Genomic DNA, 11,903 nt, shown 5'->3' with positions numbered 1-11,903 from the left:
CTCCGTCGATTGCCGCTCCGGCCGCTCATCCGCAGTCGCTCGGCCTCGAAAAACGAGGCCGGCGATCCGGATATCGCTACGCCAGCATCGTCTTGATGGTCTTCTCGTATTCCGGGAAGTAATGGCCGATCATCGGCAGGTCGAACCGGCGCAGGATGCTGGTGTTCGGTTCCCGCTCCAGCAAGAAATCGAACGAACGTTCGACCAGACGTTCGACCGGCGCTTTTCCGTCCGTCAGTCGGGCGGCGTACGCCGGATCTACGGCGACGGTATGCGTCGTTGCGGTCCGTGCTTCCACCGTCACCTCGAAAGTCGATTCATTGAGCTTTTTTACCGTAACCGTTGCCATTCAATCCTCCCGTGCAAGTCTCGATACCGTCGATTTTTCCGGAAAACCCAGCCGAAATCATCATACCGGCAAGCCGGGATGCGGAAAATCGCCGCGCCGCCCGCCGATTGCGCAAGTCGTATGGCGAACGTAGGATGAACGCAGCACACGGAAACCATCGGGATCGAGGCGAATTTTCGGGGAACTGATCGAGGTGTATGGACACTAGTATAAGCATGCGTAACAAAAGGTTTTCACCGATTAGGAACGCCGTTCTGTCGTGGCCGCCGTCCCGATCGCTGCTCGGATTTGCCGCCGGTTATTCCATTTTGGCGGCGCTCAGCCATTGGATATCCCCCGAACCTTACCGTTTCGTCACATTTTGGCTGCCGAGCGGGTTTTACCTCGCGACGCTCGCCAGCCGCCCCCCGCTTCTCTGGCCGGCGTTCGCCATAACGGCGCTGACGGTCAATATCGTGGTCAATCTGCTGGCATTCGATCTGCATCCGGCAGTCGCCGCCGCCTTTTCCGTCGGCGACACATTGGAAGCGCTGACCGGCGCATGGCTCGTGAGGCGCGCCGTCGGTATACCGCTGCGGCTGGAAACCATCGGCGACGTGGTGGCCCTGACCGGGCTGGGAGCATTGCTGAGTACGACCATAGCCGCCACGATGGGCGCGGCATCCGTGGCCCGGTTTTACGGCGAACCGTTCACCTCGGCTTGGCTGACGTGGTGGACGGGCGACATCGCCGGCATCCTGGTGATGGCCCCCCTTTACCTGACGCTGCCGGCAAGCCGCGCGTGCTGGCGCGATCTGTCCCGCGCCGGCCGGTTCGAGGCCGTAACGGCTCTGGCGTCGGTCGCGGGGCTGACTTTGGCCGTTTTCAGCGACCGAATTCCCTTCATCTACATCATCATGCCGCCGCTGCTCTGGATAGGCGTGCGTTTCGGCATTCTCGGCGTTTCGTTCGCGCTCCTCCTGCTCGGAATCATCGCCGCGCGCTATACGGCGCTGGGGCGAGGCGTCTTCGCGGAACAGGGGTTCTCGGTTTCCGACAGGGCGCTTCTGGTGCAGTCCCTGGTGGTCCTGTTCGCGATCTCCGGCCTCGTGCTGGGCGCCATGGCGAATCAGTGGCGGCAAGTGCTGGCCAAGCTGCGAGGGGCGCACGATCTTCTCGAGAAGGAGGTCGACGAACGCACGGCCGCCTTGCGCGACACGCTCCGGTTGCAGCAGACGATTCTGGACGGGGCCAATTACTGCATCATCTCGGTCAATCCGCAAGGCGTCATCCAGACGGTCAACAAAGCCGCGGAAAGAATGCTCGGCTATGCCGCCGACGAACTCATCGGCAAGGCGACGCCGATCATCTTCTACGACCCCGCGGAGCTCGCCGTCCATGTGAAAACGCTCGCCCTCGCGCTCGGCCATGCCGTTTCGCCGGGCTTCGAGGCGCTGATTGCGCGAGCCGAGGGAAGCGGATCGGCCGAAATGGAGTGGAACCTGATCCGCAAGGACGGCAGCCGTTTTCCCGCCCAGATCTCGATTTCTGCCATGCGCGATGAAAACGGCGCGATCACCGGCTATCTCGGGATCGCCAACGATATTTCCGTGCGCAAAGAGGCCGAGAAGGCGCTGCAACAAAGCCAGCGCGATTTGAACCGCGCCCAGGCGGTGGGCAGGATCGGAAGCTGGCGGCTGAATGCCCGAACCGACGAGTTGTTCTGGTCGGAAGAGAATTACCGGATTTTCGGCATCCCCAAGGACTCGCCGCTGACCTATCAGACGTTTCTGCGCTGCGTCCATCCGGACGACCGGAAATATGTCGACCGGGAGTGGATGGCGGCGCTTCGCGGCGCACCGTACGATATCGAGCACCGCATCGTGGTCGGACAGGAGGTCCGCTGGGTTCGCGAAAAAGCCGAGCTGGAGTTCGACCGGAGCACTCTGTCGGGCGCCTTCGGAACCACCCAGGACATCACCGAGCTCAAACGGGTTGAACTGGCGCTGCGCCGCCACAACGAACGCCAGGCGGAACTGCTGGCCATCAGCCGGGCGGCATTGGACAGCCACACCACCGACGCCGAGCTGAGCCGAATGGTCTTCGAAAAAGTGCATGCTCTGCTCGATGCCGACGTCGGCTTCAACCACCGGGTCGACGAGAACGGCCGGAGCCTGCGGCTGATCGCCTCCTACGGCATTTCCGAAACGCTGCGGGCTGCCATAGAGCGGCTCGATCTCGGCGAAACCTTGTGCGGCAAGGTCGCCGCCGAGGGAACCCCGCTGATCGCCGATAGCGCGCGCATCGCGTCCGACCCGGAGTGCGCCCTTCTCCGCGACATGGGCATACGCGCCTATGCCTGCCATCCACTCATGGCTGGCGACGGGCGCGCGCTCGGCACGCTGTCGTTCGCCAGCGCCCGGCGCGAGCATTTCGCGCCGGATGAGATCGAGTTCCTGCGGACGCTCTCTCTTTTCATCGCCATGGATTGGGAGCGTACTCGCGCGATGGCGGCGCTGCGCGAGGCCGACCGCCGGAAGAACGAGTTTCTCGCCATGCTGGCGCACGAGCTCCGAAATCCGCTGGCGCCGATTCGCAACGCCGCCCAGTTGATTCGAAAACTCGGCCCCGACCAGCCGAGGCTCCAGGGCGCGCGGGAGATCATCGACCGGCAGGTGATCCATCTCTCGAGACTGGTCGACGATTTGCTGGATGTCTCCCGCATCACCCAAGGCAAGGTGACTCTGAGAAAAGAGTCGATCGCTCTGCATACCATCGTCGAGCGGGCGGTCGAGGCGACTCGTCCCCTGATCGAATCCCGCCGGCAACGGCTTACGGTCGATATTTCCCCCACGCCTCTTCTGACCGTCGGAGATGCGACCCGGCTGATCCAGATCGTGGCCAACCTTTTGAACAACGCCGCGAAATACACCGAGGAAGGCGGTTCCATTTCGCTCCGCGCCGAGGCCGAGGGGAACCGCGCGCGGATCCGCGTCAAGGACACCGGCCTCGGCATCGCTCCCGAGTTGTTACCCCACATTTTCGAACTTTTCATCCAGGGCGAGCGTTCTCTCGACCGAAGCCAAGGAGGCTTGGGCATCGGGCTCACTCTGGTCCAGCGCCTGGTGGAGCTGCATGGCGGGTGCATCAAGGCTTTTAGCGCCGGGCTCGGCCAGGGCAGCGAGTTCGTCGTCGAACTGCCGCTGCTGGAGTTTCCTGCCGCGGAGCAAACCGCGGCGGCGCTCGATTCGTCCTTGCGCTAAGCCCCATGCCGGGCACTTTTGCCCGGCGGCGCGGTCTTTGACGTATCAGCGCCGCGATTGCGGCTAAAAAGCAGCGAGCAACCATGCCATCAGCCAAGCCGACGGTTCGCCTGGCAGCGATCGGAGACGTTCACTATACCCTGTCCTCCCGGGGGATGTTCCAGGCCATTTGTCCTTACGTTTCCGAGCACGCCGACATTCTTCTGCTCTGCGGCGACATCGTGGACGACGGGCGCGCGGAAGAGGCCCGGCTATTCGTCAAGGAACTGACCGCCGGGATCAAGATCCCGGTGCTCGCCGTGCTCGGCAATCATGAATACGAGGCGGGCCAGGTGCATGAGGTGCGGCAAATTTTCTCCGATGCCGGAATCGTCCTGCTCGACGGCGAGGCGCACGAAATACACGGCATCGGCTTCGCCGGCGTCAAGGGTTTCGCCGGCGGATTTGGCGAGCACGCCCTGCAAGCCTGGGGCGAAAGCACGCTCAAGCGTTTCGTTCACGAGACCGTGGAAGAATCGCTCAAGCTCGAATCGGCTCTCGCCAAACTGCGCACCCCGCATCGGATCGCCCTGCTCCACTACGCCCCGGTCAAAGCCACGGTCGAGGGCGAGCCTGTCGAAATCTATCCGTTCCTGGGATCGAGCCGGCTCGAAGAACCGCTGAATCGCTACTCGGTGACCGCGGTCTTTCACGGACATGCCCACCGAGGACAGCCCGCCGGAAAAACCGGCGGCAACATTCCGGTTTATAACGTCGCCATGCCGGTTCTGCGGCGCGCCTTTCCGGACCGTCCTCCCGTCCGCCTGGTCGAGCTTCCGGCCGCCGCGCCGCCATCGCACGCCCGCGAACCACACTCCGCGCAGAGCTAGAGGTATGAATCCCGAGTTCACGCCGTCCGACGGCTCCGAACCGCCAATCGATCCGGCCGGGAAATCGTTTTACCGCCGCGGACTGAAGCTTCTGAACGACGCCGGGGTTCCGTTTCTCGTCGGGGGAGCCTACGCGCTGGAGCGCTATACCGGAATTTCGCGCCACACCAAGGATCTGGATATCTTCGTGCGGCCCGGCGACCGCGACCGCATCATCGGAATCCTGGCGAGCGCCGGCTATCAGACCGACATCGCGTTTCCGCACTGGCTCGCCAAGGCGTACTACGGAGAATACTTCATCGATATCATTTTCAACTCGGGAAACGGCATCTGCGTCGTCGACGACGCCTGGTTCCGGCACGCGCCCCGGCGGGAGGTGCTCGGAATTCCGGTGTCGCTCTGTCCGGCGGAGGAAATGATCTGGTCGAAATCCTTCATCCTCGAAAGGGAGCGTTACGACGGCGCCGACATCGCCCACGTCATCAGAGAATGCGGCGAGCGCTTGAACTGGCCGCGGCTGATCGAGCGCTTCGGCGCCCATTGGCGAGTGCTGCTCAGTCATCTGGTTCTGTTCGGCTTCATCTATCCTGCCGAACGGGGCCGCATTCCGGAATGGGTCATGCAGCGGCTGCTCGCTCTCTTGACCGACGAGGTGCGCAGCGCGCCGCCTTCCGTTCAGATCTGCCAAGGCACGCTGCTCTCCCGGGAACAATACCTGACCGATGTCATGCGCTGGGGTTACGAGGACGCGCGCCTGCAACCCAATGGGCGGATGACCCGCGAAAACATCGCGCATTGGACGGCGGCGATCGACGAAAAAAAATGAATCCGCTTCGAATCGCCTTGCTGACCGCCCTACCCAGCGCTCTGGCCGTGCCGACCCTGGCCGATTTTTGGAACGGATATCAACTGAGCGGCCGCTTCGGGCGCCCCGATGGCCTTCCGTCCTGTATCGCCCGATCGAACGACTGGGAAGATGCCGCCCCCTTTCCGCGGCTCGAAACCCGCAGCGACCGGCCGGAACTCCGGGTCGTCGCGTATAACCTTCACTCCGGCCTGGGCTCGCGCTGGCGCGTATTTGCCGGCCGCCGGGAAGTTGAGCGCAACCTCGCCGGCATCGCCGAACGAATCGCCGCGGCAGCGCCGCCCTCGACCCCGGTCGACGCCGTGGCGCTCAACGAAGTGGATTTCGGCTCGCGGCGCAGCGGCTGGCTGGATCAAGCCGCATTCCTGGCGGCCGAACTCGAACGCCGCACCGGCCGAGTCTACGCCGTGGCGCGCGGCGAAACCTGGCGCCGGGATCTGCCCGGACTGGAGGTGCGTTTCGGCAACGCTGTTCTGTACCGGCATCCGGCGCTTGCCGTGGAGGCCCGAATCCTCGATGAGACGCAAAAAACGAACCGCGCCGCCGCCTTTCCCGCGGGCGTCGTCGACCGGATCCTGAACGAGCCGCGCGGCGTGCTTCGCGTGCGCATCCGGTTCTTCGGCCATCCGCTGGATCTCCTGGTTACCCATCTCGAAGCGTTCAATCCCGCGCGCCGCGAAGCCCAGGCCGCCGAGCTTCTGCGGCGATCCGTCGAACCCGGCCAAACGTCGATTCTGCTGGGCGACATGAACGCGGTTCCGACCGCGATGACCTACAAGCGGCCGCATCTGGCCGCCGACCGCACCCACGACGTGTTGACCGGCGGCGATCTTACGGACGCCCGGGCCGCCGCCGCGGCTCGCGACGGCGCGAAAGACTTTTCCGGCTGGGCCACCTATCCGGCGCCTGCGCCGGTATGGCCGCTGGACGGTTCGTTCGCCACCCCGGATCTGGCGCCGCAAACCGTTCATGTCATCGGCGGCGAGGAATCGGATCATCGCGGCTTGTCGATTACCTACGGCTGGCTGACGTCCGAAGCGAAGTCCGCCTTCGCCCGCTGGCGCGATACCGTGCGTCGGCGCCAATGGGCCCGGCTCTTCGACTGCAACGTTCCGGATCACGATCCGGTCCGGCGCCGGCATCTCGAATGGCTGAAGGCGAATACCGGCTTCAGGGACGGGTTAAAGAACACGCCTCGAATGCGCTAACCGTTCCCCCCGGCGATGTTGCCGGGGCAGCATTTTTCCCAGGCGTTGAAACCGCCGACGAGATCGATCACGTTGTCGAATCCCTGCCCTTCCAGCAGGCTGGCCGCGATGGACGAGCGGTAGCCGGTGCCGCAATGGACCACGATGGGACGGTCGCGAGACAGTTCGCCGCTGCGCTCCGCGAGCCGGTTCAGCGGGATATTGAAGCTTTCGCCGATGCGCTTCTGTTGCCATTCGTTCTCCGTGCGCACGTCGAGCACCAGGGGCGGCTGCGCCGAGGTCAGCTTTTCGGCCAGCGTCGGGGCGGCGATGCGGTCGGTCCGCCGGATCAGATCGGGCCGCTGCTCCAGCGCCTCCATGCCGCCTTCGAGATAACCCGCGACGTTGTCGAAACCGATTCGTCCGAGGCGCATCGCGGCTTCCTGTTCGCGGCCGGGTTCAGCGATCAGCACGATCGGCCGGGCGCGGTCGAGCAGCGTGCCGGCCCAGGTGGCGTAAGGACCGCCGAGGCCGACGTTGACGCTGTCCGCCAGGTGCGCGCCGGCGAATTCCGCCGTCTCGCGCACGTCCAGAAGCTGCGCTCCGGCCCGTTTCATTTCGAGCACCTTTTCGAGCGAAAGGGGCTGCAACCCGGCCGCCAGGGCTTCTTCGAGGGTGGCGCGCTCCTTGCGGTTGAGGACCGCGTCGTGGGAGAAATATTTCGGCGCTTCCGGCTGGCCGGCCGTGACCAGGCGGATGAAGTCCTCCCGGCTCATGGGCTTGAGCGCGTAGTTGTACTGGCGTTGCGCGCCCATGCTGGAGAACAAATCGGTGCTGAGACTCTTTCCGCACATCGAGCCCGCGCCGTGGGCCGGATAAACCAGGGTCTCGTCCGGCAGGGGCAACAGCTTTTGGTGCAGGGAATCGTAAAGCATCGCGGCCAGGTCTTCGGCCGAAACGCCGAACGAGGCCAAAAGATCGGGACGTCCCACATCGCCGATGAACAGCGTGTCGCCGGTCAACACGGCATAGGGCATATCGGCGCTCTTGGCCAGGTCGTATACCACGATCGAGATCCCTTCGGGGGTATGGCCGGGCGTTTCCAAAACCACCAGACGAACCCGGCCGAATTCCAGGGCGTCCCCGTCGGAATGGGAAACGAACGCATATTCGGCGTCCGCCCGCGCTCCCAGATGGATTTGGGCGCCGACGCGGTCCCGCAGTTCCAGGTGGCCCGCGATGAAATCGGCGTGAAAGTGGGTCAGGAACACATGGCGAATCTCGAAACCCTGCCGGCGCGCCTCTTCGAGATATTGTTCGATGTCGCGCTGGGGATCGACGACGACCGCGATCTTCGTCTCTTCGTCGCCGATGAGGTAAGAGGCGTGGGCGAGACAGCCCAGGTAGAACTGCTTGAAGAACATGGAACTCTCCTTCTGGTCGGTACGATACATCTGTTTGGACCGCCGGTGCGGTACGTCGATCCGTCGATCGGATATGGCCGGGCTTGCGGCCCGGCGCCGGTCCCGCCCTCATGTCCACAGAAACCGGATCAGATAGCCCAAAAGAGACAAGCTGAACAGAAACAGCAGGGCGGCAAATCCTACGGCGGCCAGAATGCCGGGTGGTCTGCGCCGGTCCTCGCGGGCAATCTCCTTCTCGATCAAGATGAAGCGCAGGGTGGCGGCGACCATCAGCACGATTCCGAGAATCACCAGTCCCAGCCCGAGAATCAGGGCCTCATGGTGAGCCGACGGGACAGCCGGCAGTTTTTCCGGCAAGGCCCCGGCGATGTAAGCCAGGAAGAGATCGAACCTTTCGATGAGAAAGCCGAAGGCGATGACCGCGATGGCGGTGCGTATCCAGGCCAGGTAAGTGCGCTCGTTGGCTGAGTGATCCGTGAAATTCTTGATCATCGCGTTCGTTCCGATCTCGACCGGTTATCCGGCGACCATGATAGCGGACTCGGCCATCGGATACGGCGCGGGATTTTTTCGCGGAGGCGCGGCCGGATCAAAGCCGAAAGAGCGCTGAAACCGCTCATTCAAAAGACCGGCGAAGCGGACGCGCCCCGACAAGCCGATTCAAAACGGATCAGCCCGTTTCAGAAAATTGCCGATGATATCGGCCACCCGATCCGGCTGTTCCACCTGCGGCAAGTGGCCGCAATCCGGCAGCACTTCGAGCCGCCCTTGCCCGAGCCGCGCGGCCGCGTCTCGGGCCTGGCGCACCGGGACGATGCGGTCGCGCTCTCCCCACAGGATCAGCGTGGGCACGGTCAGTTTCTGCAACTGGTCCAGCAGGATTTCGCGCTGGCCTCTCAGGTCGATCGTGCTCGCGGATGCCGCCGCCACCGCTTCCAAATATCCCGGCATGCGCGCCATTCGATGCGCCCGGTCCCGCCAATCGGACGGACAGCGGCGGGCGATCAGCATCGCCGACAATTGGAAGACCCAAAACCTAGCGCCGAGGGGGGTCCGAAACCAGAGCGCCGCCATTTTCCGTACACCCGGCAAACTGAGCAGCCGCATCGCCAGGCTGACCGCTCGCCCTAATCCGGCGCTGCCGATGAGCACCAAGGCGGAAACCCGGGCCGGGGCGGAAAGCGCCAGACGCATCGCCACCAACCCGCCGAGCGAATTGCCGACGATGCAGACCCGTTGCAGGCCGAGGGCGTCCAAAAAAGCCGATACGAATCGGGTAAAGAATTCGGGGGAGTACGGAACGGCCGGCTTATCGCTCTCCCCGAAACCGGGAAGACTCGGCGCAATGACCCGATAGTTTCGCGCCAATAGCGGCATCACCCACTGCCAAGTGTGGGCGCTGTCGGCGATGCCATGAAGCAAGACGATGGGCGGCCCGTCGCCGGCCATCAGATACTCGGTCGAAATCGCCGCTTCCGGCAAGGTGACGTCGACTCTCAGCTCTCGAAGAAGTGCTTCCATGATTTTGCGTCCTGTAAGGTTTGAGCGGCGGCCTTTAGTCTATTTCGACGGTTCGCCGGCGGCTTCAGAGAATAAGCATAGGCCATCTTCATCGGCCCGAAACGCCTGAGCCCGGGGAGCGATCGGCGGACGCCGGAGTCAAACAGCCAAGACCGCGGCGCGCCTTTTTGATCAAAAACAAGGCGTTCCGCTTCCGGAAATGCAAACATCGTCCGCACGATTTCAGCCGCGCGCTCGGAATAGATGAGAGCGGATACGACATTGCGACACGTAAAACCCGGCAGGACCGTTACACTCATCGGCACGATCGGGATCGTATTCGGCGATATCGGCACCAGCCCGCTTTACGCCATACGGATCGCCTTCAGCGGGCCTCATGCCATCGCGCCGAGCGAGGCCAATGTCCTCGGCGTACTGTCGCTCATTTTCTGGTCGCTGATCGTGATCGTCTGTCTGAAATATGCCGTGGTCATGTTACGGGCCGACAATCGCGGAGAAGGCGGCATCATGGCCTTATTGTCGCTGGCATCGCGCACGGCGACCGATTCGCCGCGCCGGCGCCGCGCCATCGTCCTGATCGGTCTGGTCGGCGCCGCCCTGTTTTATGGCGACGGCATTCTCACGCCGGCCGTTACAGTCACCAGCGCGATCGAAGGTCTGGCGGTCGTGGCGCCCAAGCTGAAAGCGTCCGTCGTGCCGGCGACCCTGGCGATTCTGACGCTGTTGTTTTTTTTGCAGAGCAAGGGCACCAGCCGCGTTGGCCGGCTGTTCGGGCCGGTTATGCTGGTCTGGTTTTTTTGCCTGGGAATCCTCGGCTTGCACAGCATCGTCGAGGCTCCGCAAGTGCTGGGCGCGGCGAATCCCCGGCATGGAGCGCGTTTCCTGGTGGAAGAGGAATGGTATTCGCTGGTGGTCTTGGGCGCGGTTGTCCTGGTGGTGACCGGCGCCGAGGCGCTTTATGCGGATATCGGGCATTTCGGCACTCGGCCGATTCGCACGGCCTGGTTTACCGTGGTCCTTCCGGCCCTGCTGCTCAATTATTTCGGCCAGGGCGCTTTGCTGCTGCGCGATTCGGCAGCCGCCCAAAATCCGTTTTATCTCCTGGCGCCGGAATGGGGAGCCCTGCCGCTGCTCGTGTTGGCGACGATCACCACGGTGATCGCGTCTCAAGCCGTGATTTCCGGGGTGTTCTCGACGACCTGGCAGGCGATTCAGCTCGGTTATTTGCCGCGCATACGCATTTACCACACTTCGCTGTTCCATCCCGGCCAAATTTACATGCCGACCGTCAATTGGCTTTTGTTCGCCGCGGTCTTCGGCTTGGTCGTACAGTTCGAATCATCCGCCCGCCTGGCGGCCGCTTATGGCATCGCCGTTACCGGCACGATGGTCATTACCACGTTGCTGGCTTTTTTCGTATTGAAAGGGCTTTGGCATTGGAAATGGCCGACCAGTCTGGCCGCCGCGGGCTGTTTTTTGATGATCGACACGGCCTTCCTTATAGCCAACAGCCTGAAGTTCACCCGCGGCGGCTGGATTCCGCTCGGGGTCGGCATCGTCCTGTTCACCGTGATGACCACATGGCAGCGAGGCCGGACCTTGCTCGGAAAACGCTTGAGCGAAAGAGCGATATCGTTCGAGACCTTGCTCATGCGTTTTCGGGAAAATCCGCCGCGGCGCATTCGTGGGACCGCCATTTACCTGACGGCCGGACGGCGGGGCGTGCCTCAGTCCCTTTTGAACAATCTGGCAATCAACAAAATTCTGCACGAGCGCGTCATCGTCCTGACCGTAATCGTCAAAGATCTGCCTTGGGTGCCGCGTTCGGAGCGAATCAAAATCAGGCATTTCGGCGAAGAATTATATCGGATCAAGATTTATTTCGGCTTCAATCAGGAGCCGAACGTGCCCGATGCCCTGTCGCTGTGCAAAGAACGCGGACTCGCGATCGATTTGGCCGACACCTCGTTTTTCTTGAGCCGGGAAGCCTTGATTTCGACCCCGCGTCCCGGCATGGCGATCTGGCGCGAGCATCTTTTCATCCGCCTCGCACGCAACACCGAAAACGCCATGGATTTTTTCAGAATTCCCCCCGACCGCGTGATCGAACTCGGAACGGTGGTCGAAATCTAATTTCTCTTTGCGTGTCGAGCGCCTTTCCGCGATGGCTTTGAGCCATTCAGGATCGCGCGGCCGCCCTGGCCACGGAGGACCGCGCGTTTGAAAACCCGAACGAACACAAATCCGACCTGAATGCGGCGAATTCCCGAAACTCTCGAGGACTCGGCTCGCGCCGACTCCTGTCGCCATGCCGGGTTTACGGATATTTCGCAGTCCGTCAATGAACCTGAGCACCTTTTGACGGTCGGGAATGAAAAGCCATTCAAGACATTTCATGGAGCGGTGCGATTATGATCCGATTACATTTCGAGTCCGTCATTCCGGA

9 protein-coding genes are annotated in these 11,903 nt (G+C 62.8%); 5 read left to right on the top strand and 4 right to left on the bottom strand.

Going from position 1 to position 11,903, the window contains the following annotated elements:
• Window positions 1-76: 76 nt before the first annotated feature.
• Window positions 77-349, bottom strand: a complete 273-nt coding sequence (locus ACWJKU_RS08230) for a hypothetical protein (protein WP_454147575.1) — start codon at window positions 347-349, stop codon at window positions 77-79.
• A gap of 215 nt (window positions 350-564) precedes the next feature.
• On the opposite strand from ACWJKU_RS08230, the gene ACWJKU_RS08225 reads away from it, so the two are divergent.
• The 4 genes from ACWJKU_RS08225 to ACWJKU_RS08210 all read left to right on the top strand — a co-directional run bounded on the left by ACWJKU_RS08225 (window position 565) and on the right by ACWJKU_RS08210 (window position 6,533).
• Window positions 565-3,591, top strand: coding sequence for an MASE1 domain-containing protein (locus ACWJKU_RS08225; RefSeq protein ID WP_454147573.1), 3,027 nt, complete (start codon window positions 565-567; stop codon window positions 3,589-3,591).
• Window positions 3,592-3,674: 83 nt separating this feature from the next.
• Window positions 3,675-4,460, top strand: coding sequence for a metallophosphoesterase family protein (locus tag ACWJKU_RS08220; protein WP_454147571.1), 786 nt, complete (start codon window positions 3,675-3,677; stop codon window positions 4,458-4,460).
• Between the two features lie 4 nt (window positions 4,461-4,464).
• Window positions 4,465-5,286 carry a nucleotidyltransferase family protein gene (locus ACWJKU_RS08215; RefSeq protein ID WP_454147569.1) on the top strand — a complete coding sequence of 274 codons (822 nt, stop codon included), beginning with the start codon at window positions 4,465-4,467 and terminating at the stop codon, window positions 5,284-5,286.
• Window positions 5,283-6,533 (top strand): endonuclease/exonuclease/phosphatase family protein, encoded by a 1,251-nt coding sequence (locus ACWJKU_RS08210; protein ID WP_454147567.1) that lies wholly within the window; start codon window positions 5,283-5,285, stop codon window positions 6,531-6,533. The genes ACWJKU_RS08215 and ACWJKU_RS08210 overlap by 4 nt, the downstream gene beginning before the upstream one ends.
• Here ACWJKU_RS08210 and ACWJKU_RS08205 read toward each other — a convergent pair.
• From ACWJKU_RS08205 to ACWJKU_RS08195, 3 genes are all read right to left on the bottom strand, one after another.
• Window positions 6,530-7,936 (bottom strand): MBL fold metallo-hydrolase, encoded by a 1,407-nt coding sequence (locus ACWJKU_RS08205; protein WP_454147565.1) that lies wholly within the window; start codon window positions 7,934-7,936, stop codon window positions 6,530-6,532. The two genes, ACWJKU_RS08210 and ACWJKU_RS08205, sit on opposite strands and share 4 nt — an antisense overlap.
• 108 nt (window positions 7,937-8,044) lie before the next feature.
• Entirely contained in the window at window positions 8,045-8,428 is a 384-nt protein-coding gene (locus tag ACWJKU_RS08200; RefSeq protein ID WP_454147563.1) for a YidH family protein, read from the bottom strand.
• A 168-nt stretch (window positions 8,429-8,596) separates the two neighbouring features.
• The gene (locus ACWJKU_RS08195; RefSeq protein ID WP_454147561.1) at window positions 8,597-9,457 is read right to left on the bottom strand and encodes an alpha/beta fold hydrolase; all 861 of its coding nucleotides are present in this window, start codon (window positions 9,455-9,457) and stop codon (window positions 8,597-8,599) included.
• A gap of 261 nt (window positions 9,458-9,718) precedes the next feature.
• Between ACWJKU_RS08195 and ACWJKU_RS08190 the strand changes: the two genes are divergently transcribed.
• The gene (locus tag ACWJKU_RS08190) at window positions 9,719-11,590 is read left to right on the top strand and encodes a potassium transporter Kup (RefSeq protein WP_454147559.1); all 1,872 of its coding nucleotides are present in this window, start codon (window positions 9,719-9,721) and stop codon (window positions 11,588-11,590) included.
• Window positions 11,591-11,903: the final 313 nt, after the last annotated feature.

Source organism: Methylocaldum sp. MU1018 (assembly GCF_053646775.1).
The sequence above is the reverse complement of the archived record's forward strand: the minus strand, read 5'-3'. Positions and strand labels throughout refer to the sequence as shown.

Coding starts and splice junctions, on each gene's coding strand:
- ACWJKU_RS08215 (WP_454147569.1), top strand. CDS start 4,465: ATGAATCCCGAGTTCACGCCGTCCGACGGCTCCGAACCGCCAATCGAT.
- ACWJKU_RS08230 (WP_454147575.1), bottom strand. CDS start 349: ATGGCAACGGTTACGGTAAAAAAGCTCAATGAATCGACTTTCGAGGTG.
- ACWJKU_RS08195 (WP_454147561.1), bottom strand. CDS start 9,457: ATGGAAGCACTTCTTCGAGAGCTGAGAGTCGACGTCACCTTGCCGGAA.
- ACWJKU_RS08220 (WP_454147571.1), top strand. CDS start 3,675: ATGCCATCAGCCAAGCCGACGGTTCGCCTGGCAGCGATCGGAGACGTT.
- ACWJKU_RS08225 (WP_454147573.1), top strand. CDS start 565: ATGCGTAACAAAAGGTTTTCACCGATTAGGAACGCCGTTCTGTCGTGG.
- ACWJKU_RS08205 (WP_454147565.1), bottom strand. CDS start 7,936: ATGTTCTTCAAGCAGTTCTACCTGGGCTGTCTCGCCCACGCCTCTTAC.
- ACWJKU_RS08200 (WP_454147563.1), bottom strand. CDS start 8,428: ATGATCAAGAATTTCACGGATCACTCAGCCAACGAGCGCACTTACCTG.
- ACWJKU_RS08210 (WP_454147567.1), top strand. CDS start 5,283: ATGAATCCGCTTCGAATCGCCTTGCTGACCGCCCTACCCAGCGCTCTG.